At 39.0% G+C, this 25,532-nt stretch carries 22 protein-coding genes and 1 pseudogene; 11 read left to right on the forward strand and 12 right to left on the reverse strand.

What is annotated here, in order from left to right; genetic code table 11:
- Nucleotides 1–66 precede the first annotated feature (66 nt).
- On the reverse strand, nucleotides 67–618 hold the full coding sequence (seqA, locus tag ACYUCW_RS06375) for a replication initiation negative regulator SeqA (RefSeq protein WP_004244392.1): 552 nt from the start codon (nucleotides 616–618) through the stop codon (nucleotides 67–69).
- 465 nt (nucleotides 619–1,083) lie between these two features.
- On the opposite strand from seqA, the gene ybfF reads away from it, so the two are divergent.
- The 4 genes from ybfF to fur all read left to right on the forward strand — a co-directional run bounded on the left by ybfF (nucleotide 1,084) and on the right by fur (nucleotide 3,690).
- On the forward strand, nucleotides 1,084–1,869 hold the full coding sequence (ybfF, locus tag ACYUCW_RS06380) for an esterase (protein ID WP_036894445.1): 786 nt from the start codon (nucleotides 1,084–1,086) through the stop codon (nucleotides 1,867–1,869).
- 198 nt (nucleotides 1,870–2,067) lie between these two features.
- A complete protein-coding gene (ybfE, locus tag ACYUCW_RS06385) occupies nucleotides 2,068–2,367 on the forward strand; it encodes a LexA regulated protein (RefSeq protein WP_004244385.1) in 300 nt (99 codons plus the stop codon).
- Nucleotides 2,368–2,525: 158 nt separating this feature from the next.
- Entirely contained in the window at nucleotides 2,526–3,053 is a 528-nt protein-coding gene (gene fldA, locus ACYUCW_RS06390; protein WP_004244384.1) for a flavodoxin FldA, read from the forward strand.
- A gap of 190 nt (nucleotides 3,054–3,243) precedes the next feature.
- Nucleotides 3,244–3,690: a ferric iron uptake transcriptional regulator gene (fur, locus tag ACYUCW_RS06395; protein ID WP_004244382.1), complete on the forward strand. Its 447-nt coding sequence runs from the start codon at nucleotides 3,244–3,246 to the stop codon at nucleotides 3,688–3,690.
- Nucleotides 3,691–3,845: 155 nt separating this feature from the next.
- On the opposite strand, the gene ACYUCW_RS06400 is transcribed toward fur, so the two are convergent.
- From ACYUCW_RS06400 to glnS, 3 genes are all read right to left on the reverse strand, one after another.
- Nucleotides 3,846–4,070: a type II toxin-antitoxin system HicB family antitoxin gene (locus ACYUCW_RS06400; protein ID WP_049236268.1), complete on the reverse strand. Its 225-nt coding sequence runs from the start codon at nucleotides 4,068–4,070 to the stop codon at nucleotides 3,846–3,848.
- A 71-nt stretch (nucleotides 4,071–4,141) separates the two neighbouring features.
- The gene (gene chiP / locus ACYUCW_RS06405) at nucleotides 4,142–5,536 is read right to left on the reverse strand and encodes a chitoporin ChiP (protein ID WP_004247531.1); all 1,395 of its coding nucleotides are present in this window, start codon (nucleotides 5,534–5,536) and stop codon (nucleotides 4,142–4,144) included.
- Between the two features lie 637 nt (nucleotides 5,537–6,173).
- Nucleotides 6,174–7,841: a glutamine--tRNA ligase gene (gene glnS, locus ACYUCW_RS06410; protein WP_460408292.1), complete on the reverse strand. Its 1,668-nt coding sequence runs from the start codon at nucleotides 7,839–7,841 to the stop codon at nucleotides 6,174–6,176.
- Between the two features lie 244 nt (nucleotides 7,842–8,085).
- Here glnS and ACYUCW_RS06415 point away from each other — a divergent pair.
- The 6 genes and pseudogenes from ACYUCW_RS06415 to ACYUCW_RS06440 all read left to right on the forward strand — a co-directional run.
- Nucleotides 8,086–8,223 (forward strand): annotated as a pseudogene (locus tag ACYUCW_RS06415) (DNA polymerase III subunit theta); the annotation flags it as partial.
- 495 nt (nucleotides 8,224–8,718) lie between these two features.
- Complete coding sequence (ucaA, locus tag ACYUCW_RS06420) at nucleotides 8,719–9,261, forward strand: uroepithelial cell adherence major pilin UcaA (RefSeq protein ID WP_062814375.1); 543 nt, start codon at nucleotides 8,719–8,721, stop codon at nucleotides 9,259–9,261.
- 65 nt (nucleotides 9,262–9,326) lie between these two features.
- Nucleotides 9,327–10,052 (forward strand): fimbrial biogenesis chaperone, encoded by a 726-nt coding sequence (locus ACYUCW_RS06425; RefSeq protein WP_012367650.1) that lies wholly within the window; start codon nucleotides 9,327–9,329, stop codon nucleotides 10,050–10,052.
- Between the two features lie 9 nt (nucleotides 10,053–10,061).
- Nucleotides 10,062–12,596, forward strand: coding sequence for a fimbria/pilus outer membrane usher protein (locus ACYUCW_RS06430; protein ID WP_460408293.1), 2,535 nt, complete (start codon nucleotides 10,062–10,064; stop codon nucleotides 12,594–12,596).
- A gap of 9 nt (nucleotides 12,597–12,605) precedes the next feature.
- Nucleotides 12,606–13,688, forward strand: coding sequence for a fimbrial protein (locus tag ACYUCW_RS06435; RefSeq protein WP_049218041.1), 1,083 nt, complete (start codon nucleotides 12,606–12,608; stop codon nucleotides 13,686–13,688).
- Between the two features lie 100 nt (nucleotides 13,689–13,788).
- Entirely contained in the window at nucleotides 13,789–14,094 is a 306-nt protein-coding gene (locus ACYUCW_RS06440; protein ID WP_036908259.1) for a helix-turn-helix domain-containing protein, read from the forward strand.
- Between the two features lie 22 nt (nucleotides 14,095–14,116).
- Here the strand turns inward: ACYUCW_RS06440 and ACYUCW_RS06445 are convergent, their stop codons facing one another.
- Genes ACYUCW_RS06445 through ACYUCW_RS06470 form a run of 6 tightly spaced genes read right to left on the reverse strand, consistent with a single transcriptional unit; the run spans nucleotide 14,117 to nucleotide 21,511 of the window.
- Nucleotides 14,117–15,118 (reverse strand): hypothetical protein, encoded by a 1,002-nt coding sequence (locus ACYUCW_RS06445; protein WP_196549292.1) that lies wholly within the window; start codon nucleotides 15,116–15,118, stop codon nucleotides 14,117–14,119.
- Between the two features lie 3 nt (nucleotides 15,119–15,121).
- Complete coding sequence (locus ACYUCW_RS06450) at nucleotides 15,122–19,261, reverse strand: TipJ family phage tail tip protein (RefSeq protein WP_460408294.1); 4,140 nt, start codon at nucleotides 19,259–19,261, stop codon at nucleotides 15,122–15,124.
- Nucleotides 19,261–19,827 (reverse strand): MoaD/ThiS family protein, encoded by a 567-nt coding sequence (locus ACYUCW_RS06455; protein WP_460408295.1) that lies wholly within the window; start codon nucleotides 19,825–19,827, stop codon nucleotides 19,261–19,263. The genes ACYUCW_RS06450 and ACYUCW_RS06455 overlap by 1 nt, the downstream gene beginning before the upstream one ends.
- On the reverse strand, nucleotides 19,764–20,483 hold the full coding sequence (locus tag ACYUCW_RS06460) for a C40 family peptidase (protein WP_017628781.1): 720 nt from the start codon (nucleotides 20,481–20,483) through the stop codon (nucleotides 19,764–19,766). Before ACYUCW_RS06460 ends, ACYUCW_RS06455 begins: the two co-directional genes overlap by 64 nt.
- Before the next feature lie 3 nt (nucleotides 20,484–20,486).
- Nucleotides 20,487–21,185, reverse strand: coding sequence for a phage minor tail protein L (locus ACYUCW_RS06465; protein ID WP_017827413.1), 699 nt, complete (start codon nucleotides 21,183–21,185; stop codon nucleotides 20,487–20,489).
- Nucleotides 21,182–21,511, reverse strand: a complete 330-nt coding sequence (locus ACYUCW_RS06470; RefSeq protein ID WP_017628783.1) for a phage tail protein — start codon at nucleotides 21,509–21,511, stop codon at nucleotides 21,182–21,184. The genes ACYUCW_RS06465 and ACYUCW_RS06470 overlap by 4 nt, the downstream gene beginning before the upstream one ends.
- Nucleotides 21,512–21,654: 143 nt before the next feature.
- Between ACYUCW_RS06470 and ACYUCW_RS06475 the strand changes: the two genes are divergently transcribed.
- A complete protein-coding gene (locus tag ACYUCW_RS06475) occupies nucleotides 21,655–21,966 on the forward strand; it encodes a hypothetical protein (protein WP_017827414.1) in 312 nt (103 codons plus the stop codon).
- A 1-nt stretch (nucleotide 21,967) separates the two neighbouring features.
- Here ACYUCW_RS06475 and ACYUCW_RS06480 read toward each other — a convergent pair whose 3' ends face one another.
- Together ACYUCW_RS06480 and ACYUCW_RS06485 are read right to left on the reverse strand one after the other, a co-directional pair.
- Nucleotides 21,968–22,168: a hypothetical protein gene (locus tag ACYUCW_RS06480; protein WP_017827415.1), complete on the reverse strand. Its 201-nt coding sequence runs from the start codon at nucleotides 22,166–22,168 to the stop codon at nucleotides 21,968–21,970.
- A gap of 15 nt (nucleotides 22,169–22,183) precedes the next feature.
- Nucleotides 22,184–25,519, reverse strand: a complete 3,336-nt coding sequence (locus tag ACYUCW_RS06485) for a tape measure protein (RefSeq protein WP_460408297.1) — start codon at nucleotides 25,517–25,519, stop codon at nucleotides 22,184–22,186.
- Nucleotides 25,520–25,532 lie beyond the last annotated feature (13 nt).

Here is a 25,532-nt window from a genome sequence, read left to right on the forward strand (position 1 = left end):
TCCTATTTTACATCACAATCATGCTTTAAACGAAAGCCTTTGCAATGCATCAATTAACAATAGTGTTTAGATAGTTCCACACACTTTATCAATCTCATTGGCAGGGAATTGCATATCCTGCATGATGCTTTGTACCATAGTTCTTTTACGCTCAGTATTTGAGTTGGTAATAACCCAAAATGGCGTACCGGGAATATGGCGAGGTTTTGTATGACGTCCACTGTCGAGCAATGTTTTTTCATCACCGGCAAAATAAATTCGCGTGCGTCCATGTACTGTTTCAGCAGATTGAGTAAAAGTAGCACTATCTAAGCTATATAATGTAGACAGGATCTGTAAAAAACGATCAACTGATTTTGTTTTCTCTGCATAACTATCAGATAACAGCAGTTCACGCATTTCACGGACCGGATTTTTTGCTGGTGCGACAGGCTTAAGATCAGCATCCTGTTTAACGACAGGCGCTTGTACTGACTCAGTGACAACGACTGGCTGTACGGGCTGTTTGGCATCAAGCTTCAATAGACGCCTTAAAATATCTGAAGCGCTTTCACCGATATGTCTAGTTTCGCTAGCGATATAGCGGTAAAGTTCGTCATCAATTTCTATCTTTTTCATTGCTACCCAGTACTATTTTCAAAAAAAAAGTGACTAGGATTATAAGATATAATCTTTAAAAACAAAATAGGTAAAATTTCAATAACTTAAAGCGTATTCATTAAAGAATTAATCTTTTTAAACTTTAAGCTGGGTATTTATCCTATTGTTTCTATCTGTATCATCTTCTATTCTTTGAATTTATTGCCATAGAATAGAGTTGACATCTTCTTCAATGCCCTTTCACATCAGCAATTAAAATAATATAAAACTCTGACTTATCCTTATTGAGCTATATCAAAATTTTATTTTTTCCATTACATTTGGAATAATAATCTATATTATTCTATTTTCTCAGAATATAATAAATTAAACTATCTCTTGTTAGATTAACTTTATCTCATATTCCGAAAAAGACAACAAGTTGGCTAATATGATTGCACATGTCATCATAAGGAAAAAATAGACTTAATTTTGGTCATCAATATGAAACTCAATGCATTATTAAACTATCAAATACATCAACCAGAAACAGCAACGATAAACAATTTACCTATTGTGTTGATCCATGGGCTTTTTGGTGATCTCAATAATCTAGGCGTACTAGGTCGCGATCTACGTCAAGACCACACCGTGATACAAATTGATGTGCGCAACCATGGGCATTCTCCTCATAGTGAAAGTATGCACTATCACGATATGGCACAAGATGTATTAACCCTGCTTGATAGCTTAAATATCGCAAAAGCAATCGTTATAGGTCATTCAATGGGAGGGAAAATTGCAATGGCAATGACCGCTCTCGCACCTCTTCGCCTTGAACGTATCGTAGTTATTGATATGTCTCCTGTTGCTTATAATGTTCGTCGTCATGATAAAATTTTTGCAGCCCTTGAAGCTGTCACTAAAGCTCACGTCACACAACGTACAGAAGCTATTGCTATTATGCGCCCTTTTATTGAGGAAGACAGCGTTATCCAGTTCCTGCTTAAATCATTTAAAAAAGGTGAATGGTTATTTAATTTACCCGCAATCAAACAGGATTACCCCGATATTATTGGTTGGCAAGAGGTGCCAGCTTGGCATCATCCTGTTTTGTTTATACGTGGTGGACTATCCCCATATATTTTAGATGAGTATCGCGATAATATTGCTCGCCAATTTCCACAAGCAACCGCCTTTGTTGTCGCCAATACAGGACATTGGGTGCATTCTGAAAAACCAGAAACAGTAATTAAGGCCATTCGTCGCTTCTTAGCCAAAACAGTATAATGTTCCTTTGTTGGTTATAAATCACCAGCAATACTATTTTATAGCGTACAATTATTGCTCTTAAATCTGTCATTGTTGATAAAAAGACCAAATGACAATAGGTTAAACACAGGAAGCAGTAGCGATACGCCGATATGTGGGGTATTATTGGGCGCTTCATATTGAGTCATTGGTATACGCCCTTTCACAGCAAAATTTATGGCAAAAGAACAAACTGATCGCACCACACTGGATTTGTTCGCAAATGAACGCAGACCTGGGCGACCTAAAACAAACCCGCTTTCTCGGGATGAACAGCTTAGAATTAATAAACGAAACCAATTACGACGCGATCGCGTCAATGGATTACGTCGGGTTGAGTTGAAATTAAATGAGGATGCTGTCAATGCGCTTAATGAGCTTGCGAGCGCAAAAAATGTCAGTCGTAGTGAGCTTATTGAAGAAATATTACTAGAACAACTCGCACAAACTTATGCGTTAAAAAAACATCAAAGCTAAAAAAATCAGCAGGAAAATCACACAAATTCGACAGAATTACCCTGCTCTTTTCGTCAAAATAGTGCTTTAGTTTTCAATTATGAAAACATGATGTTTATCTTTTACTGGTAATTGTTCAAAAATACAGACAAAGAGAATAAAAGAGGTTATCTCACTTTATGGCAATCATAGGAATATTCTTCGGCAGTGATACCGGCAACACTGAAAATATTGCCAAAATGCTTCAAGAAAGATTAGGCGCGGATAATGCCGAAGTTCATGATATCGCAAAATCCAGTCAAGAAGACATCGAAGCATTTGATATTCTATTACTAGGTATTCCTACCTGGTATTATGGTGAAGCACAATGCGATTGGGATGACTTTTTCCCAACATTAGAAGATATTGATTTCAACGGTAAACTTGTTGCTCTATTTGGTTGTGGTGACCAAGAAGACTATGCAGAATACTTCTGTGACGCAATGGGAACTATTCGTGATATCATTGAACCTCGTGGCGCAGTCATTGTGGGTCATTGGCCTACTGAAGGTTATCATTTTGAAGCATCTAAAGGTCTTGCTGATGATAATCACTTTATCGGCCTTGCGATTGATGAAGATCGCCAACCAGAATTAACTGAAGAGCGTGTTGACGCTTGGGTTGCTCAGATCAAAGAAGAGATGAGCCTTGACGAAATTCTGGGATAATATAAATTCTTAATATTGAGAATGATAATTATTCAATGGTGTGCTAAGATAGTGTGATAGGTGGGGTGTTTATTTTTTAATATCATGCCTATAATCATTAAGGTTATTAAATACCCTATGTATTAATGAATATATACAGTATTTTGTGAGCACATATTAAATTCACCATTAGCAACAGGATTAAATCCGCATGACCGACAATAATAAAGCGTTAAAAAATGCTGGGTTAAAAGTTACACTTCCTCGCTTAAAGATCTTGGAAGTGCTCCAGGATCCTGAGTGCCATCATGTCAGTGCTGAAGATCTCTATAAAAAACTGATCGATATCGGCGAAGAGATTGGTCTGGCAACAGTCTATCGCGTCTTAAACCAATTTGATGATGCTGGTATTGTTACCCGACATAATTTTGAAGGTGGTAAATCAGTATTTGAATTAACTCAACAACATCACCATGATCACTTAATTTGCCTGGATTGTGGTAAAGTTATCGAGTTTACTGACGATGCTATCGAAGTTCGTCAAAGAAATATCGCTGAACGCCATGGCATCAAACTTTCCAATCATAGCCTGTATTTATATGGTCACTGCGCCGCAGGTAATTGTAAAGAAGATAGCCACGCACATGATGAGAAGTAATCATTCTGGATAATATCTCAGTAAAAAAAGGAACTGCCTGCAGTTCCTTTTTTATTGGTAAAGATTTACTACATTTTGAAATATCATGGGCAGCAACCGTAGCATTCAATCTCGCCTCTAACCAAGCAGGATAGCGTAGTGTAAATACTTTCAGCTTATCTTCTACTTTTAAAAGGTGCGATCTCCTCTTCAGTACAAGTCTCAATAAATTCAGCTAAGGAAATTGCGCCTTCTTTTTGCAACCCTTCAATACTATCAGCAACAAAGTCACAATACCCATTGACATCTAAAAATTGTCCTCGGAATGCACTTATTTCTGATCCATAAACAACAGATGCAGGGTGACCATTTATTATCATGATATTTGTGCTTTTAATCATGTTTTACTCCTATCACACTCTCAAACTATTAAGGATAAAGCGTAATAAATACACTTTATCCTTATTGTTATTTAGAAAATCGTAAATGGCATGATCACATTGAATTTAACGTCTTTTTCATCTTGGAAGATATTACCAAAACCACCTTCATAGCTTGGTATATCGGAATGGTTATCATAACGAGTGTAGTGGAGTTTAAATAACGTACCTTTCGCTCTCCCCTCTTGAACGGTATACATGATGTCGGCATTCCATGCGCTTTCTCTAATACGTTTACTTTGGTCATAAATAGGGTTACTACTCGGTTTTGCATCCCAAGCATACACATAGGAAGTACCAATCGCCCAGCCCGGTAGATCCCAATTTTTTAGATCATACATCACTCCCGCGTATAATGCTTTTTCACCATTGGCGTTAAAATCAGAACGACCATCCCACCAGATATCTAAACGACCATTCGAGGTTGCCCATCCCGGCGTCATACGTTGTAAAAAGTAACCTTGGTTACCTTCTGCTTTAACCCAAGTACCTTCAACTTTAAAATCAAATACATTGTAGGTATAGCCTAAAGTGAATGCTTGTAACCATGCCAAACCATCATAAACATCGTTAATTCCCCCTCCAGTGACTTTATCTTTTGCACCGTAGAATTGATAAGAGGTTTTTAATGTATTATTTGCGATAGGGAAATCGTAAGAAACTTTGCCAAAATATTGATCAATATAACCATCAGCTTGGCCAAATGCGGCTTCTAATACTAAGCTATTTTTAAAATCATATTTGGCACCAAAAGAGTGTAAATAACTGATATTTGTCTCTAAGTCTGCCTTACGGAAATTGTACATATTCCGATACCACGGCGCTTTATATTCATCAGTCCACATATATGAGAAAGAGAGTTCACCATTTTTATCGAAATCAAATACAGCGCCCGCTTCTGCACCGCGATAAGTACCAGGTAAGAAACTCCAATGAGGACGTAATAATGTTTGCCCTTTAGGTTGAATATATCCACCTTGAGCCCAGAAATGGCCTAATTTAAATTTAGCAGCAGCTTTATAAATACTCACGCCACTGCGATCACCTGTCCATTTTTCATCCCAGCGACTTTTTGCATCACTAAATCCTATTTCATTAGGTGCAGCTGGCCCACTGTTGTTAAGTTCAACAGCACCAAAAGCAGCTAAATCAATACCAAAAAAATCACCCAGATAACCAGAAGAAAAATCAAGATTAGCGTTAAAGGTAGAGTGGTGTAAATTTGCTTTATATTTGCCGTAATCAGGACTGTTTGGTGTTAACTCTTTTCTATCACGGTCACGTTGCCAGTAATAGATCCCCCCTGTCAGGGTTGAGTCATCAATAAATCCTTCAGCATAAGACATTTTCGCAGGTAGTGCAGTTACAAGCAATGCGCCCATAACGGCAAGTGCCACCCTGCCTGGTTTAGCATGTTGCATAACCATAGCATTGTTTCCTCTTTGACTTTGACTAAAAAAGAAATAAGCACCAACGCCTATTTCCAAATATAAAACCCCAAATGGGGAAAAAACCTAAAATTAGGTTAACAACAGCTTATTTTTCGCGACGCGAATTATCAACCTAAAAAAAAGAATTTTTATCAAAATATGACCAAGGGCACATTACTTAATTACAGTTTCATATTTTTTCTTTAGTCAATGAGGGACAAGTAGAACGTAAATATTTTTTAATATATTGATATTAAAAAAGAAAATTATCACACCTAATATGATAATGTTTCGTTTTTATAGAAAAGAATTATTAGTCGTATTAATTAATAAACTTTTTTAGAAAAGAAAAATATGTGTCATGGTTCACATTTTTATTATTATAGACAAATTCAATATAATCATATGAAATAAAAGAAGAAGATGATGACAAAAGTTAATAATTTAACACAACGTAAATAAGAATTGATACAAATAATAGCTATAGAAACTCACATTACAAAATAAAAAATAATAATTATTGGTCGATAAAAACAAACTTATTTGATAAATAAAAAATGCTCGATAAATTATTATCGAGCATTTTATTAAGATGTGAGTTTAGTGATATTACACGCCACTAAAACAGAGCGTATTAACCTTGTTTCGAAATCTTCGCCCAAGTATCACGTAAACCAACAGTACGGTTAAAGACCAGTTTATCCGCTGTCGAAAGCTTATCAGCACAGAAGTAACCTTCACGCTCAAATTGATACGCTTTTTCAATAGCCGCATCTTTTAAGCTTGCTTCCACAAAACCTTGACGGATCACTAATGATTCAGGGTTAATGGTTGATAAGAAATCCTCTTCAGCACCAGGATTCGGTACGCTAAATAAACGATCATAAAGACGAATTTCTGCTGGAATAGCATGTGGAATGCTTACCCAGTGGATCACCCCTTTTACTTTACGACCATCAGCCGGATCTTTATTTAACGTCTGTGGATCGTAAGTACAATAAATGGTGGTTATTTCACCTTGTTCATCTTTTTCAACTCGTTCTGCTTTAATGACATAAGCATTACGCAGACGGACTTCTTTACCTAATACCAGACGTTTATATTGACGATTGGCTTCTTCTTTAAAGTCTGCACGATCAATATAAATTTCACGGCTAAATGGTACTTCACGAGTTCCCATTTCTGGTTTATTTGGGTGATTTGGCGCAGTTAAAATCTCTTCACCTTCTGGCATATTTTCAATCACTAAACGTACCGGATCGATAACAGCCATTGCACGAGGTGCGTTTTCGTTTAAATCATCACGAATACAAGCTTCTAATGATGCCATTTCCACGTTGTTATCTTGTTTGGTCACACCAATACGTTGACAGAATTCGCGGATTGACTCAGCCGTATAACCACGACGACGTAAGCCAGAAATTGTCGGCATACGCGGATCATCCCAACCATCAACAATATTTTCTGTCACAAGCTGATTTAGCTTGCGCTTAGACATGACGGTATATTCAAGATTAAGACGTGAGAACTCATATTGACGAGGGTGGCAAGGAATAGTGATATTATCCAACACCCAATCATATAAACGACGGTTATCTTGGAATTCCAAAGTACATAAAGAATGTGTGATATTTTCCAATGCATCAGAAATACAATGGGTAAAATCATACATTGGATAAATGCACCATTTGTTACCGGTTTGATGGTGTTCAGCGAATTTGATCCGGTAAAGAACAGGATCACGCATGACAATAAATGGTGATGCCATGTCAATTTTCGCACGTAGGCATGCTTTCCCCTCTTCAAAGCCACCCGCACGCATTTTTTCAAATAGCGCTAAGTTTTCTTCTACACTACGAGAGCGATAAGGGCTATTTTTTCCTGGCTCTTTGAGTGTGCCACGATATTCACGAATTTCTTCAGCACTCAACTCATCAACATAAGCCAAGCCTTTGTTAATCAGCTCAATCGCATATTGATACAGTTGATCAAAATAGTCAGAGGAGTAATGAACGTTACCATCCCATTGGAAACCTAACCACTGAACGTCTTTTTGAATCGAGTTGATATATTCAACATCTTCTTTTACTGGATTCGTATCATCAAAACGTAAATTACATTTACCTTGATAATCTTGTGCAATACCAAAATTTAAGCAAATTGATTTTGCATGGCCAATATGAAGATAGCCATTAGGTTCAGGAGGGAAACGGGTATGGACACTATTATGTTTCCCGGTAGCCAGATCTTTGTCAATAATTTGACGAATAAAGTTCGTTGGGCGGGCATCTGCCTCATTCATGGTCATTTTTTCCTCAAAGCAAAACGCATATTGACCTACTATAATCCAATAAGCAGACTTAAATCAAGCTATTGTTTTAAAATCAATTATTTACAATTTAACCATGATATAATTAATAAGAAAAAACACGACAAAACATGACAATACCAGACAAATAAATCAATATATTACAAGTTTTAGTGAGTGTGTTTTCTGTTAAATTCTCCCACCCTGCTATACTCTCCAAAAACTAACCGGATCCGTTATGAACCTCGCAAACTTATCTCAAGAAGAAAAAGACAAAATCAATGTCGATTTGGCTGCTTCAGGTGTCGCATATAAAGAACGGCTCAACATGCCAATTGTTGCGTCCGAAGTTGAACGACAACAACCAGCACATTTATGAATGTATTTTAATAAAGGGTTAGTGTTTTATAGTGAAAAAATAAGAAGTTGCTACATGGGAATTCTGCACCATATCTGAAAGAGCTAAGCAATTTGATTTATATTAAAACTCAAGTTTTGACTAATAACCTTCTCATATATATATCATCAATCATTGATATAACACATTGAACAACAATAACAAGATCGATTTTAACGATCATTTCACCAACCATTAATAGGTCGTAACTATCAAAATCAACGCCATCGATCGAAAAAACCATCTTTACTTAAGTGATATTTGAAATAATAATTTCAATTATTTATTTTTATATTTGCTACATCACCATTAAAAAACTTAATATCTTTATTATTTATATAATCTACAAATATAAACCTCACTATAAACTCTATTTAATAGGATTATATATATTTTATTATTCAATAATACTTTTCATTTTTTTGAAAAACAAAAAATAACTTAACTTTAATTTAAAATAGGAATCATAAATATATGAAAAGAAAAGTTATAGCACTAGCTACTATTCTTTCTGCTGCATTTGCTGGCTCATCTATGGCGTATGACGGAACAATTACATTTACAGGTAAAGTTGTTGCGCAAACCTGCTCTGTCAATACAAATGATAAGAATTTAGCGGTAACATTACCTACAGTATCCACCACTACATTAAATGAAAATGCGGCTACTGCAGGTCTTACTCCATTTACTATTCATTTAACTGGTTGCGCTATTGGTATGGATGGTGCACAAAGTGTCAAAACATATTTTGAACCTTCAAGTGACGTTGATGTAACCACACACAACTTAAAAAATACTGCACAAACTAAAGCTGATAATGTTCAAGTTCAATTACTTAACTCAGATGCAGCAACAACAATCCAGTTAGGTACTGATTCTGCAACACAAGATGTCCATCCAGTACAAATCGACAATGCTAATGTAAACCTCCCATATTTTGCTCAATATTATGCAACCGGACAATCTACCGCTGGGGATGTAAAAGCAACCGTTCATTACACCATTGCCTATGAGTAAGGTTTATTGGATTGCTTTTATTTTACGGGGCAGAAAAAACTGCCCCATTTCCTTCTAGAGGTATTATGTTAAAGTTCATTCTTATTTTCTTGACTCTGTTTGTATCCACAGTGGCTCAAGCCAGTGTGGTTATTATGGGGACCCGTGTTGTTTATCCCGCAACGCAAAAAAGCATTAATGTTCAATTAAATAATAACGATGAATCCCCCGCATTAATTCAGTCTTGGTTAGATACCGGAAACGCAGCTGCAGCACCAGATTCAATTCACGTTCCTTTTATCATTACTCCTCCCATATTTCGTATGGAGCCGAAATCAGGGCAAACCATCCGGATTGTCTATACCGGTGAATCATTACCACAAGATAGAGAGTCTCTTTTCTATCTAAATGTCTTAGACATTCCAGCAAAACCTAAAGTGGAAGAAAATTCGGAAAACTCAGAGGGAAATAACAATTACTTACAATTAGCCGTTCGTAGTCGCATTAAGTTTTTCTTTCGCCCTGATAATCTCAACGTAACGCCTGATGATGCTTACCAAAAAGTGACTTGGCATCAGGAAGGAGCACTACGCATTAAAGCGATTAACCCAACACCTTATTACATCACTTACAACAAAATCTCAGTGGGTCAGGATAAACAGCTAACGCCTGTTGAACAAAGTGGGATGATAGCTCCTTTTTCTTCAAAAATATTTTCACTTAAAGAGAAGCCAACATTAACAAATAAAGTCACTTGGGTTGTTGTTAATGATTATGGTGGATACCAACAAGGTGAATCTACTTTGGAATAAGGTAATATAATGAATTTTAATAATCGGTTACACCTCATTTCTTATCGTTATTCTCTTCCGTTTTGTGTTGCTTTGGGGATTGGGGTGATAACAATTTCTTCATTCGCTGCTGAAGAGGCTGAATTTGACCCTAGCTTTTTGCATTCTGTGCAAGGAAAAAATGCGATTGATATACGTCGCTTTAATTATGGCACCCCTATTCCTGAGGGCAAGTATTACGCTGATATCTATCTCAATAATGAATGGAAAGGAAAAGCTAATGTACAGTATTTATATACTGACAATGCGAATACGTCGACGTTATGTCTAACGCCGGAATTACTTTCATTAATTGATGTCGTCAAAGGCACTGTTCCTGAAAACAGTTATAAAGCCACTTGTTATCCCGCCTCAGAAGGACTCCCCTCAGCAAAATTTCATTTTGATTTATCCACTTTAAAGCTGAATATAGAAATTCCTCAGGCACAAGTGAATACTCGACCTCGAGGATATATTGCCCCTGCACAGTGGCAAAGTGGAGTCCCTGCCGCATTTGTCAACTATGATGTTAACTATTATCAATACAATACTCCGGATATAAATAATGAGCAGACTTACCTTGGGTTAAAAGCGGGACTCAATTTATGGGGATGGGCTTTTCGTCACCGTGGTGGTGAAAGCTGGAATAATGGTCATTCTACTGGGTATCAGAATATCGAAACAAATGTGACGCATGATATTGCTCGGTTACGGGCACAATTCACATTAGGTGATTTTTATACGAATGGCGAGTTAATGGATAGCCTTAGCTTACGGGGAATTCGATTAGCATCGGATGAACGAATGTTACCCAACTCTTTACGTGGCTACGCTCCGATCGTGCGAGGCATTGCTAATAGTAATGCTAAAGTTACGATTTATCAAAATGCTCACATCCTTTATGAAACAACTGTGCCTGCTGGCCCCTTTGTCATTAATGATTTGTATCCCAGTGGATATGCTGGCGACCTTCTTGTGCAAATAACCGAATCTAATGGACAAACAAGAACATTTACGGTTCCTTTTGCTTCTGTTGCCCAACTTATTCGTCCCGGATTTAGCCGTTGGCAAATGTCAGTGGGACGCTATCGTTATGCAAATGAGACATATCATGATTTAATTGCACAAGGCACATATCAATATGGTTTGACAAATGATATCACTTTAAATAGTGGACTGACCACAAGCTCAAAATATACCGCAGGATTGGCTGGTGTTGCTTTTAACACGCCGATTGGGGCAATTGCATCTGACATTACATTGTCCAGAACAACATTTAATCACTCTAACGTAACGCGTAAAGGCTACAGTTTACATACTAGCTATAGCGTCAATATTCCGACCACGAGTACAAATATCACGTTAGCAGCCTATCGTTATTCATCTAAAGATTTTTACCATTTGAAAGATGCGCTATTGGCTAATCACAGTGAATTTATTGATGATGTTTCCATAAAAAGTGCCGCATTTTATCGCCCTAAAAATCAATTCCAAGTTTCAATTAATCAAGAATTAGGTGAAAAATGGGGAAATATATTTTTAACTGGTACCACTTATAATTACTGGGAGCATAAAGGAAGTCGTAATGAGTATCAGATGGGATATAGCCATTTTTGGAAAAAACTTGGTTATCAGATTGGCTTTTCTCAATCACGAGATAATGAGCAACAACGCCGAGATGACAGATTTTATGTGAACTTTACGCTTCCTTTGGGAGAGCGTGTTCAAAGCCCCATTTTTTCTACTGTCTTAAATTATAATAAAGGCGAGAAAAACAGCATTCAAACATCCATCAGCGGTATCGCTGGGGAAGATAATCAATTCTCTTATGGTATTTCAGGTAATAGTCAGGAAAGTGGACCTTCCGGCTATGCGATGAATGGAGGCTATCGTTCACCTTATGTAAATGTAACCGCAACCGTCGGGCAAGATACTCAACATAATCGTCAAATGTCATTGGGTGCGTCGGGGGCCGTTGTCGTACATCCTTATGGAGTGACGTTAAGTAATGATTTAAGTGATACTTTTACCATTATCCATGCAAAAGGAGCACAAGGTGCGGTCATTAATAATGCACCAGGTAGCCGATTAGATTTTTGGGGAAATGGTATTGTGCCTTATGTCACGCCTTATGAAAAAAATCAAATTAGCATCGACCCCACTAATTTGGATTTGAATGTTGAGTTATCAGCAACAGAACAAGAAATCATTCCTCGCGCTAATAGTGCCACGTTAGTGACATTTAATACTCAAACAGGGAGAAGCCTACTATTTGATATTCGAATGCCAGATGGTAGTACTCCTCCAATGGCTTCCGAGGTTTTGGATGAGCATAAGCAGTTAGTCGGATATGTGGCTCAAGCTGGACGCTTATTTACCCGCGGTCTTCCTAAACAAGGTCAACTTGATGTGATATGGGGACCAAATCATGACGATAAATGCTCATTTACATATCATGCGACACGCAATGAAACTGACATGCGACCTCAAACCATTCCTGTTCAGTGTATACCGCACTCTAATTAGGAACAAACCATGAAAAGAATCTTTGTCATATTATTTCTTTTAACTCTATTCCCTAGTCTAGCTGTTGCTGGTGCAGATGACTACGTACCGTCTCCAATAACAATCAACACATCTACCCTCCCTGTTGTTGTTATTGGTCCTGCTGATGCCCATACTTACCCACGAGTGATAGGGGAACTCACCGGAACAAGTAATCAATATATATTTAACGGCGGTAGTTTAATAGCATTAATGCGTGGAAAATTTACTCCTACATTACCTAAAATAGGCAAAATCACATATAACTTTCGCCAAGGAAATAACACTCAATCTTCCGATTTCGATATATTTGATACTGGAGTTCCAGGGCTAGGTATCATTATTGGTATGGCGGGCTATTGGCCTGCAACGCCATTGGTTCCCATAAACAGCTCAAGTATATATATTGATCCTGTTGCCGCCAATACAAATCCAAATGCTTATAATGGTGCAACTGGAAGTTTTGGTGCTCGTTTATATGTTGCTTTTGTCGCAACAGGACGATTACCTAATGGGTATGTAACGATACCAACCAAACAACTGGGCCATCTTTTATTGGAATCTAATCGGGCAAGTTTGAATAATAAAAGATTAACAGCTCCTGTTATGTTAAATGGAGGGCGCATCCAAGTGCAAAGCCAAACATGCTCGATGAATCAAAAGAATTATGTTGTTCCATTAAATACTGTCTATCAATCCCAGTTCACGTCTTTGTATAAAGAAGTGCAAGGAGGGGAAGTTAATATACAACTTCAATGCCAAGACGGTATTGATGTTTATGCTACATTAAATGATGCGACCCAACATGGGAATCGTTCTGATATATTAACATTAGCAACGGATTCTACGGCAAAAGGCGTTGGGCTAAGATTATATAAAAATAATGAAGTAACTGCGATTAGTTATGGTTCAGACACTCCTAACAAAGGAAATCAAAATCAATGGCATTTTTCAAATTATAGAGGAGAGATAAATCCACGTATAAAATTAAAAGCTAATTATATAAAAACAGAAAATACTATTACGCCAGGAAGTGTAAAAGCAGTAGCAACGATTACTTTTTCATATCAATAAAAATTAATTGAGTTTTATAAGTAGAGTAAAATGCTTTTATAACAAATGCTTTTTACTCTGTTAAACTTAAAAATCTGTTTATTGTTGGAGAATGAAGTTCATGAGTACAATTAATTCCATTATTGCTTATAGAATAAAGCAAAAAAGAAAAGAATTAGGGATGACAGGGAGGGAAATAGCCCATTCATTGGAAATAAGTCAACAGCACTATTCACGTATAGAGAATGGATATACCAAAATAACAGTAGAACATTTATTCTCTATCGCGTTTATTTTAGGTGTCAAACCTAAAGAACTATTGCCTAATTATAAATTTTCAAATGAAAAAGAAATGATTAAAGTAAAACAATCATTATCAGCAGAAAGCATTATGCCAATAAAGAAAAGCGACATGTATCCCACATAAATATAGACAGGTATTCATTTTATTAAAAATAATGTGAACCATTAAGGACATAAAAGGGAATACGTTGCTCTACATGATGTTGCCGATGAGCATCACGTATTCGTTCGCTCACAAAAATCTGTTTTCCCCGAAAACATATCCCCGTATTGCGCTTGGCCCAATCAATAGGGTCATCCTGATAAGACGCATTCACAAACTGACTGGTTGCACAGACTAAAGGCAAGCTATATGGAGTCTCTACACTCCCCTCCCGTAATAACAATTCCATTGATTTTCCTCGGGTAAAAGGCAAATAGTCCGTATTAAAGACCAGTGTTCCATCTTCACTGTACAGTGATAACCCCCAACGTCTCTTCGGGGTCAAAACCATTCCTGAAACGAAAACACACACATAAATGTCTGTTTGGGCTGAACTGTATAATTGCTTTTTATGCGCTAAATAGCTCACTTCCGCTTGAGGGTTGGTGGCATGATAAAACACAACACACTTATCTAAATGCGGTAATGTTGTTGGCAAAGACCAATAGCGCCCACCTTCAAGGTGGATTTTTTGTCGAGACACACAATAAGTCATTTGTGTATTACGTGTAATCGCACTTCGAAATCCCTGAAAGGCCCCATACCACTCCACACCATACGTTGGTTTTGTACTATCCGGTAACGGGATACCATAAATATCGACCACCATATTGGCTCTTTTGGCCATCTGTGGGTCTTGAACCTGAACATTGTCATAAACATACTCATAACGTAATACAGGCCCTTCCATTCGGATATGCGTTATTCCCTGAAAATACGCATAATCATTCACCGCCATATACACAGAAGCCACTCTCGGGATGGCGAACGCCTCATACCCCATGGCTTCATGGATGACTTTGCTCCGTGTTTTTTTCGGTTGTCGATAATGGGGCCAATCTTCTGGCCCTATCTGATAAGAGGTTAAATAACAGAGAATTTGCGTATCACGCGTTAAACGGTAAGGTTTACCGCCTTCAACAGGAAAAATTTCAAGACCATACATAAATCAATTCCCTAGGTAACCGATTTTCATCACAAGGCGTTTTTTCTCATCTTTGACGACCAATTGATTATTGGTGATATTTAATGCCCCATTACCACCCGTAAAGCGGAAAATATTGTTTTTTGCATCCAATAAAAAGCCATTCCCTTTATCAAATCCCGATGATTTAAAATAATCGAGTACCACTAGTTTCTGTATCCACGCTTTATCCATTAAGGCTTCATGAATAACCACCTGTCCATTCTTCACGACAAACGGTGTCACCACTTTGCCGTTTAATGACGATATCACCGCAAAGTTTTGGGCATTAACCAGAAATTGGCTATTTCCTTGCGCATTAAATCCTAAGCCAATGCCGGTAATGACTTTATTCCCTTTGCTATCTTGCTGAACTTTCATTGTCCATGATGCGGAAATTTTGCCATTTATGTCGGTGACCACTTTCGACGTTTGTTCAATTTTGGCTGAACTTGTACCCACTTGGCTTTCAAGGCGAGTGACTTGCTGGGCGGTAGAGGTCACTTTACCTGAGACCTCAGTCACCTTAGTTTCAAGTTGGTTTACCGCATTCGCCGTTGCATTGGCTTTCTGTTCGCTGGACTTAGGTACTTCATTCGCCACAAATCCTTTCGGTGCCACCGATTGTTTGTTATTGGTATAAGTGCGGGTGATAATTTGATGGTTAACACTTTTATGCTTAGTGAGCTGATATTTAGCACCTCCTCGCAAATAGATATATTCCACAGAACCATTCGTTAATTGAGCTGGCCCCATCACAGGGGATTGATTTGTCCATCGCCAATCAAAATTATCAATGATGCGGTTTTCAGACTGGGTTCCCCATCCGGAACCACTCACTTGCCATTCCACAATCATGGCAAAACCTTTGGTATTGTGAGTCGCATAGCTCGGTTTATTGTCTCTATATTGCCCTAAGGTCCTAAAAACCTTAAAGGCATAACGTCGAGAAGTTACTAATGGCAAAATAATCGGATAATAGGTGTTTTCATTGAGTTTAGATAAATCTAAATCCACCACCACAGATCCCGTTAAATCAGCTTTTACCGTCTCTAATTTGCTGGATAACGTTTGTACCTGAGAGGTTGCGGACGTCACTTTGCCATCGAGATTAGTTACTCGCGTATTTAACGCATTTACTGCACTGCTATCGGCTTTCCCTTTTAGAGTTGAATTGAGCGTTGAAATCTCTTGCGTTTGTGCTTGCTGTTTCGAGGTGAGGGTTTCTAATGATTTATTAATCGCTGAAACATTCCCATTCATCCGTGTTTCCAGTGATTGTCGGGCTTTCGCTTCTGCTTGGTCGCCTGTAACACGTGCTTGTTTCTCTGCGGAAATGAGTCCTGCGGTGACTTTCGATAAATCATTACCGGTATAATCACCACGAAGTTGAGTGGCTAAGAATTGGCGTTGTTGTGCTTCGGTTTTATCAGTCTCAATACGTGCTTGTTGCTCTTGTTTAATTGCGGCTGCCTGTGCTTCTGTTGCCGTTGAAACTTGATTTATCCGCTCAGCCAGTAATTTTCCTGCCTCCTCCCATTTTTTTTCACTTTCTTCAATCGTTGCTCCATGCCTCATCAACTCAGATAAAATCTTGTCATGATTTATCCTCATCAACTCATGTAATTCAGTAATATCGATTTGGTTAGCTTTACTGTTAATTTCACCCAATAAGTCTTGTGCGAGTTGGTCTCGGCTGATTTGCCCCGCTAATTCTTCAAGAATAGCGTCTATGTTACCGTCAACTTGTCCTTTAGCTTCTACAAAATGAGACTTCCCATATTCATTTACGCTTCTTACATAAAACCAGTAATCACGCCCCGGCTTTAATTGCCCTTTTGTCCAGAACTTAGCGCGACTTAAGAAATCAGCTTTTGACTCTATCTCATTGATATTATTTATTTTTATTTCACCAGAAAACCAGAACTCAAACTCGGTATTTAGAGTGTGTGGCGCAGCGATATGAGGGATTAATTTTATTTCAAAAAAACCAGACTCAACAATTATTGAGCTAGGTGCACTTGGCGTACCAATAACCATCTGGACTTTTGATTCATTACCAAGCATTCCATTAGCGTCTTGACCTCTCACCCCAACAAGATAGTCACCGGCTTCAAGCCCATTAAAGTAGTACTCTAAATCTGTGGTATTACCAGTAGATACAACCTTGCTGTTTTTATAAAGAGTGACATTAAATGAAATATTTCTATTAATGGCTGTTGTTACCCACATAGCCCTAGCTTGAACTTGAGGGCTATCATCAACGTAAGCAATAGAAAGACGCTCTATATTAGGAATGCGAATAACATTCTGCGTTGGCGGGTTCCCAGTAAAATCAACTCCATTATCAACAATGCTTTCCTTTTGAGGTTCATGCTGAATACAGTTGTATAAGTAATTTCCATCATTATTTTCTGAAATGGTAATAACTCGAAACAATCTTGTTATTAGCATGCTTTTGGTAATAGAAAATACACCATATTGTTTCAGTCCACGAGGAACCTCACGCAAAGTGACAATATCACCATCGATAGATTGAATTTCTATTTTCTCGAACCTGCCTGATGTCCCTAAAAATGAGAAAGTACCTTTATCGTCATATTTCCAATCTATAGGCGCATCAATAGTAATAGCGCTACCATTAACTGATAGAACCCGACCACCTACCTTCACTCCTGCAAAGCTATCGTCTGCTACCTCAATAATATCGCCAGAGATGCAGTTAATCCCCTCTCTTCCTGTTGAGAATGTAACGCTATCTTTCTCCAGCTTTTCTGTCTGTAATATCCACTTACCCACTCTGTGAGCCTGTCCGCGACTAGTGCAACCAAAAGCAGTAACTTTCTTAACATTTACACCGCCGAATCGCTGAATGAGATCATCATCTTGGATAAATTCTCTTTCTTCACTCCATCCATTACTCGGGTTTATCCATGACACCTCGATAGCATTATGACGAGCTGATTTCGCTGTTGATGTATATTTAAATTTTCCATCAATAACATTTGAGTTTGTGTACGTCCATACTGGATCTGATGGTCTATCTTGAAAGCACGTTAATTGCTGTCCGTCCCATAAAGGCATACCGCGAAATACGGACGCTAAGTCATCAAGCACTTCTTTGGCTTTTCGTTGAGAGGTAATGTAGGCATTAAAAGTAAAGCGCGGCTCTTTGTTGCCAAACCCATCATCAACCAATTCATCACAGTAACGAGCAATGGCATATAGCGCGAATTTATCAACGCCAAACGAGCCGATCATCTCTCCTATACCGTATCGTTCATTAGTGACTAAATCGTAAAAAACCCATGCAGGGTTATTAGTCCATGCGGGCTTGAAGCGACCAGTCCAGATGCCAGTGTAAGTACGAGACTCCGGATCATAGTTATCAGGAACTTGGATAATCATCCCTTTAATATGATAGGTGCGATTGGGTGTATCACCGTATTGGGATTTATCGATTTTCATCCCGACGACGGCAGAATTAGGGTAAGAGAATTTAGCGTCAGTTATTTCTGTGTAGCTTGCCCATACCGTTCCGTTTTTCAGTAGATCACTTTTACTATCATCTGTTAATCGTGAAACTCTAATTTGGAAAGGTTTCTTTTTAGGCGCATCAATGATATATGATTCTAAATATTGGCCACTGATTTTTCCGGTTATTTTTGCTGTTTCTGCATGTGTCCAACCAGAACCATCATTAACTTCAATAAGCATTTCTACCGTAGCATCGTGCTGATTTCCCTTGTCATCTTGACTAACAAGAGCAGAAACCCCCAAAGTGAATCTAACGCGGTCAGTTTCCTGATCTGAAATAGTGCGTAAGATTGGTGTGCTTTTTTTTACCTCTACATTGACAGGAATTTCTTTTTCTACAAAAGGAAAGTCCTCTAATGGTTCTTGCGTTTGCGTTCCTGCTCGCCACTGAACTTCAACACCATGAATATTTGGATTGCCATCTGCATCTACAACAGGAGTTCCATTCAATAGAAAACCTGACATACCACCCACAGGCCCTTCTATTGGCCCTTCTGAAACTAAATCGATGACATTAAGAAATTGTTTGTTTTTTAAGTTGTCATCGAGCAACCTTGGAGTGATTCCTCCACCGCCACCTTTGCCCATTAAACAGTCTCCAAACCTTGTGATATTACATTTGAACCCACAACCATCTCGCCATAACAGATAGGAACCGGATAACCTTGCCCCACTCTATTTGCTAACGAACTGAAATACTGGTTACTTTCTGAGTTTCGCCCCTCTATGCTTGGCGCTGGCGGTGTTTTAGTTAACATGGTTGCCAATCCCGCGGCGGCCACACCTACACCAGCGGCAAATAATGCGGTCGATGTCATCGTTGCCAAAAATCCGCCCGGTATTAAAAACGATACGCCAATTAAAGCAGCTCCACCAATAATGCCTAGCCACCCGCCAGATTTAGCACCACCAACTATGGGGACGATCGTAATAACATCACCTTCATTTAATGGCGTACTTAATCCCGTGGAAATACTATCCTCGGTCATATCATTACCTGCGATACGAACGCGAAACTGACCTTGGTTAATCTCTTTTTTCAACCCATCAATTTGATAGCAAAGACAGCGTAAGGCCTCACCTGCATTACTTACCTCAAGCTCGAACCTGCGTCCAAATCTGCGTAAATAGCCTGCAAACTGTAATTTGACCATTGTTTATGCCTCCAAATGCTGTGAGTGTATTTAAACCAGTAACCACCGTAAGTATCTCGCTTACTCAATCTGTCTGGCCTGTGATGCAATATCTCTTGATTACCTAAGTACAACGCAGCGTGACAAGGTTTTGATGTTCCTAAGCAAATCAATATCATATCGCCTTCTTGAGCCTCTTCTACTTGATAAAATCCCTGCTTGTCCGTGTTATCAAGATAGAGATTTTGTTCTGTGTACCACCATTCATCGGGACGAATAAAATCATCTAGCTGAATGCCTGACAGATGATAGGCATCACGTATAATGGAATAACAATCCTGCTCACCATGTTTAAACTCTCTACCTAACAGTGGCGCTATTGGCCTGAACTTATGGATCACTCCATCACATACCAACCACCAAGGCAGATTTGTTTTCCTTTGTATTGTTCTATCACCAGAACTCAGGAAAGGCTTTCCATCAGGGTGACTATGAACAATAGCTTTGACGTCTGAGTAACACTCTGCCGTCATCCAATCGTCTGGGTTAATTTCAAAATAGTTTTGCGGATCGGGATGTATGTTTCTGCAAGGGAAATACCTATCACCCGAAATTAAGCCGCAAGACTCCCTCACTCCTTCTGCTTTCGCGTGAGCGATAATGTCTTTCTCAATCATGGATTAACCTAATTTATTTGAACCTAAAAACCCGCCGAATGGCATCTTTCCTTTGTGTCTTAATTTGCACCCGCTGTATTTATGAGAGCATTTGTCTTTTAAGGAATCGGTTGTTGGTTGGTCTTTTTCATCTGCAACAGGTGGTCCATCATAACCACAATCAAATCCTCGGTATCGCCACGAGCAGATATCAGCCTGAATAACCCGTCTAGGTATCAGGGCGTTATCTGTTTCTGTTGGAAGTGCTAATATATACGTCACAAAATCAGAGTCTGAACTTTCTCGCTGTTCGACAACGTATTTTTGAACGGCTTCTCTGGTTGGATCTGCTTGTGGGTTTCCGTTGGGAAAATTAACAGCATCGAGATATTGCTCTAAAACCTGCCTGCGAGTAACGATAGCGCCTAGCGCATCATCATAGTCGTTGTTAATCGCAGTTAACATTCCGTCAAAGTTAGCAAACGTCATTTTTGGTCTGTCTGATGCACCCTGAGTCGTTACACTAAACCCTGTAACCTGAACAGGATAAGGTTCATATCGTAAACCCTGCCAGACAATAGGTTTTAATAAGCCATTCATGCCGTCATGAAACCGGTAAACATCACCACCAAAACGACTTAAATCGACCTCATACAAATCTAACATTGCATTTTGCTGTAAATCTGCAACATTTATGCGCATCTCTTGAGGTATATCCCTCATGCAACAACCTCCTCAAATGTGCAATCTATCTGCCATACCGTCGCCCTTGGCGTTACCTGCCAGCCACGGCAAACAAATTTACGTTTAGAGTTATCATCACTGGTTAGCCATAAGAATGATTCAACTGCACCTCGAGCCTTAAGGAACTCATCAATCTGTTTCCCAATATCAGTACGCTTAACAAATGAGAGTTGATAAGTCTTTAGTTGGTTGTTGATCCCGTCTTTGACTCTTTGTTCGTAACCGTTACCAAACTTAGCTACTTTCACTTTAGGCTCATTACCCACCTGATAAGCTGTTTCAGGTCGCCATTTAAACTCTTCCATTGGTTACTCCAATAAAAAAGGCGACACAAAGCCGCCTGATCAAATATCAGGATATTAATAAATATCCATTAGGTTATTTTATATATTCAGCCCAGAGAAACTTGCCGAAGGAATGGCTGATTACTTCGGTGTGAGGGAATGAAATGTCAGAAAATAATAATCCAATCGAAAAACCGATTAAATTAAGTGAAGCTATTAACAAAATGGCTGATACAATTAAGGAGCACTCCGATGCTATTGAAATAAATGCAAACTCTACCTCTAAATTACTAGCCTATAGCTCAATGAATAGTAAAGTGCTAAGGTTTTTAGTTGAGTTATCATTAAATCCCGAAGATAAAGAAAAAGCTTATAACTATCTATTAGAATCCACTAAAACGCCCCCAAAAACTGAACAACACAATAGCTATGAAAAAGATATGATTGAATACCTCGATTATATATTCCAGAGGTAATTTAGCTACGAGATGCGGAATATTTTAGTCGAGATACCGCATACGCAAAATTATCACTAGTCATCTTTCGCAACACCTGAAAATCACAGCTCGTTAATTGCATATCCGCGAGCTGTTTTTGTAACTCTGCAATTTGTTGCCCTTGCTGTACCACTTGTGCTGATAACGTACTAACTAACGCTTCTAAATTTTGATTACTCATAACCACCTCTCTTAATTACCAACTTCTTACTTTTTCCAAAGCACCACCGCTACGCATTTCGTTACCAAGTACGTCATAAACCGTACCTCTCACCATTTGCTGTATCTGTTGTGCTTCCTTTTGAGTGATGCCATTAGGTGCTTGAACTTGGAATGTAAAGTGCATATCACCCATGCTGACACCATTACCACCTTTACCCATTTGTCGATTACTAATAACTCGACCATTATCACCCGGTATCATGTACTGACTACCGTTAGATGCCTTGAATATCTCAGGCTTACCACCCTCACCCACTCGATACATAGAGCCAGCATTTACGGGCCCACCATTTTTACGAGCACCAGCAAGCGCAATCATAGCGGGAATAGCTGTTGCCATTGCTGCCATACCCCATGTAGCAGCAGAGCCCATAGTGGCAATACTGGTTGTCGCTGCCGCCGGAGCCATAGCATTTGTAATTGCTGCGCCAGTAGTTGTAGCCTCAGCTATAGCTTGTGCATTGGAAGCCTTACGCATGGCACTTTCAGTAACCATATTCTTAACCTGCTGCATACCCATTTGAACCAGAGCGCCAACGGCTTGGTCTACGATGGTTAATGCGACATTACGGAAAGCATCGTTAAGGGATTGCGTGCCTGTTAATAGCCCTGTGAGTACGTTGGTAGAGCGTTGCCCTAATGCGTCCAACCCATCAGCTAAGAATTGATTAGCTTGGCTCTGATTACGCCATATCTCCCATTGAGCATTTAACCGTTCTTGCTCATATTGAGTATTGGCGGCATTCATTAACTCTAAGCCACGCTGAGTAATAGCGCCTTTTTCTGTTTCAAACTCACGAATAAGTGCAAGTTTACGCTCGTGTTCGTTTTTTAGTTGCTGAACAGGATCTACTTTCCCTTTGATGTCATCTTGCGGTGATACAGTGTTATTAGCCTTTATTTCGGCTATCTTTTGCTGATATTCCGCCTCAATTTCAGCTTTACGCCTTGCTGCCTGTTCAGTGAGAGATACATCATCTTTTGTTATCCGCTCTAAGTCTGCCAACTGCTTATCGTGAGATTCCTTAGCCTTGGCGACTAAATCAAGCTCAAGCGCAGCTTTCTTATCAGCTAGATTACACTCAATGTTGTATTTTTCTTCTGCGAGTTGCTCCGCTTTTTCAATCTGCTTAGGAGATGCATTGTCACCCAATGCTTTAACAGCATCATACTTAGCCATTTCAAGAGATCCGTCTTTGTAACCTTTGTTTAAAAGCTCAATTTCTTCTCTCTGGCGCTTTAGTGCCTCATATGCTGCGTCTGTGGCTTTGGTTGATTCCTTGGTCGTTTTGTTGCGTTCGGCTGCGGCATCTTTGGCATCTTGGGCCGCAATTGCTACCTGATTTAATACCAAAACCTCCTCTTTGGATAGATTATTATCTTCTGCATAAAATTGAACTTGCAATAATCTCTTATCTACCTCACTTTTTGAATTTGCTAACTTTATTTCTCTCTCTAAAGTCTTACGCAAATCCAAGGCCTTCTCTGATAATTTAACTTCCAATTGTGTGGCATTAAATTCACTTTTAGCGCCTGTTGCATCTCTTATTTGTTGGGTGAGCCTGCCTAATGCTGATTTTTCAATATCAAGAGTTGTTGCGCTTTTAACGCTTAAATCAATAGCCTCCTTCAGTTTTTTATCGTACTCATTTTGTGCATCTGTTAGATATTTAGTTATTAATTCTGAGCGTTTTTTGTTTTCAGCTAGATCACCTTCTAGTTTTATTTTTTCTCTTAATATATTTATAGTGTTTCTTTCAATTAATTCAGGATTATCACCAAGAGCTTCTTGTTGCATATTTAATCGAGCTTCTAGCCTAGCTAGTTGCTTTTCTTGCTCTTTCATTTCTGCATTTAGAACTTTTTGCTTATCAGCAGCATCCTGAGCGTCACGAGCAATCTCTTGATATGAAAGCTCTTTTAATTTAGCTGTTAACTGATCGACACTATCAGCAAAATCTCGAGCCTCTTGCTTCGCCTGCTCCGTTTTTTGATGGAAGTAATACATTGCGGCACCAGCAAGCATTAGTGCCCCCATAGGTCCACCCAAAGGAGCCGTGGCAATATTGAGAGCTTTCATTGCACTAGCCATAGTAATACTTGTTGATGCAACTCTTGCTTGGGCCGCAGCTAATCTATTTGTTTCTAGGGTTTCCTGTCTGGTCAGTGCTGCTATTCTTGCTGAATTTGCCGATAATTCATTTCTTATTCTTGAGCGTTGTTGTTCAGTCTGAGCGGCTGAAAGCTGAGCTGATAATGATTGTTGAGTCGTTAAAGCAAATGCCTTTTCTGCCTGCACCCTAGTTAGCGTCTCTTTTGCAGCAATTACCTCTGCTTTGGCTGAGTTTCTTGTCGCTATACTAGCCGTTATGGTATCTTTTGCTTTCTTTAATTGTGCAACACCAGCAAGAGATAGTGCAGCAAGAAATCTAGACCCTATAACCCCAGCTGCAAAAGTTAAAACGTCAGCCATGGCATCTAAATTCCTACTGACGGCGATAACAGCATCACTGAATACGTTAATAGATGTCTTTATTGTTGTGTTTTCACCAAGAAACTTGGTTAAGTTGTTCCCTGCCTCTTGAAATGCCTGTGACATTGTTCGAGTAGTTTTAGCGAACTCTTTACCGATCGCATCACCTTGAGAAAGCAATCCTTTCACAACAACATCTGTAGTTAGTTTACCTTCCGCAGCCATCTTGCGCAGCTGACCAATACCAACACCCATTGAGTCAGCAAGCGCAACCATCAAGCGGCTACCCTGCTCTGCTACTGAGTTAAATTCCTCACCACGGAGAACGCCAGACGCGATACCCTGCGATAGCTGAATAATGGCGTTTTCTGCTTCCTGCGCAGTAGCACCAGATACGATAAAACCTTGGTTAATGATGGATGTTAATTTTGCTAAGTCTTCTGCTGATGTATTGTACTCTCTCGTTCCTCGTTCTAATCGTGCGTAGAGTGTTGCTGTGGCATCAAGACTAGATCGCGTTGCTTGAGAGATATCAAATACTCGTTGAGTAACATCAATAAGTGACTCACTTGCACGAACAGAGTTAGATAATTTGTTGTTTAACTCAGTCCATGCTTCGGAGTAACTAGCAACCATTGAAGCTGATAGATAGCCGGCAAGTGATGCGGCAACTTTGGATAAAGATAACATTGAACGTTCAGTGTTATTCACCGACTGAGACGTTCTGTTAAAGCTGCTATCCATTCGATTAAGACGTTGCTCTAACTGACGCTGAGATGTTAGCAATTGCTCAACATCCATTTGAACTTGATAAACAATTTCGCCTACTTGTGCCATTTATCGGCTCCTT

Source organism: Proteus sp. MB838, from assembly GCF_054767435.1.

Coding starts and splice junctions, on each gene's coding strand:
- fldA (WP_004244384.1), top strand. CDS start 2,526: ATGGCAATCATAGGAATATTCTTCGGCAGTGATACCGGCAACACTGAA.
- ACYUCW_RS06435 (WP_049218041.1), top strand. CDS start 12,606: ATGAAAAGAATCTTTGTCATATTATTTCTTTTAACTCTATTCCCTAGT.
- ACYUCW_RS06470 (WP_017628783.1), bottom strand. CDS start 21,511: ATGGAAGAGTTTAAATGGCGACCTGAAACAGCTTATCAGGTGGGTAAT.
- ACYUCW_RS06440 (WP_036908259.1), top strand. CDS start 13,789: ATGAGTACAATTAATTCCATTATTGCTTATAGAATAAAGCAAAAAAGA.
- ybfE (WP_004244385.1), top strand. CDS start 2,068: ATGGCAAAAGAACAAACTGATCGCACCACACTGGATTTGTTCGCAAAT.
- chiP (WP_004247531.1), bottom strand. CDS start 5,536: ATGGTTATGCAACATGCTAAACCAGGCAGGGTGGCACTTGCCGTTATG.
- ACYUCW_RS06480 (WP_017827415.1), bottom strand. CDS start 22,168: ATGAGTAATCAAAATTTAGAAGCGTTAGTTAGTACGTTATCAGCACAA.
- ACYUCW_RS06455 (WP_460408295.1), bottom strand. CDS start 19,827: ATGGTCAAATTACAGTTTGCAGGCTATTTACGCAGATTTGGACGCAGG.
- ybfF (WP_036894445.1), top strand. CDS start 1,084: ATGAAACTCAATGCATTATTAAACTATCAAATACATCAACCAGAAACA.
- ACYUCW_RS06430 (WP_460408293.1), top strand. CDS start 10,062: ATGAATTTTAATAATCGGTTACACCTCATTTCTTATCGTTATTCTCTT.
- ucaA (WP_062814375.1), top strand. CDS start 8,719: ATGAAAAGAAAAGTTATAGCACTAGCTACTATTCTTTCTGCTGCATTT.
- ACYUCW_RS06485 (WP_460408297.1), bottom strand. CDS start 25,519: ATGGCACAAGTAGGCGAAATTGTTTATCAAGTTCAAATGGATGTTGAG.
- seqA (WP_004244392.1), bottom strand. CDS start 618: ATGAAAAAGATAGAAATTGATGACGAACTTTACCGCTATATCGCTAGC.
- ACYUCW_RS06460 (WP_017628781.1), bottom strand. CDS start 20,483: ATGATTGAGAAAGACATTATCGCTCACGCGAAAGCAGAAGGAGTGAGG.
- glnS (WP_460408292.1), bottom strand. CDS start 7,841: ATGAATGAGGCAGATGCCCGCCCAACGAACTTTATTCGTCAAATTATT.
- ACYUCW_RS06445 (WP_196549292.1), bottom strand. CDS start 15,118: ATGTATGGTCTTGAAATTTTTCCTGTTGAAGGCGGTAAACCTTACCGT.
- ACYUCW_RS06425 (WP_012367650.1), top strand. CDS start 9,327: ATGTTAAAGTTCATTCTTATTTTCTTGACTCTGTTTGTATCCACAGTG.
- ACYUCW_RS06450 (WP_460408294.1), bottom strand. CDS start 19,261: ATGGGCAAAGGTGGCGGTGGAGGAATCACTCCAAGGTTGCTCGATGAC.
- ACYUCW_RS06465 (WP_017827413.1), bottom strand. CDS start 21,185: ATGAGGGATATACCTCAAGAGATGCGCATAAATGTTGCAGATTTACAG.
- ACYUCW_RS06475 (WP_017827414.1), top strand. CDS start 21,655: ATGTCAGAAAATAATAATCCAATCGAAAAACCGATTAAATTAAGTGAA.
- ACYUCW_RS06400 (WP_049236268.1), bottom strand. CDS start 4,070: ATGATTAAAAGCACAAATATCATGATAATAAATGGTCACCCTGCATCT.
- fur (WP_004244382.1), top strand. CDS start 3,244: ATGACCGACAATAATAAAGCGTTAAAAAATGCTGGGTTAAAAGTTACA.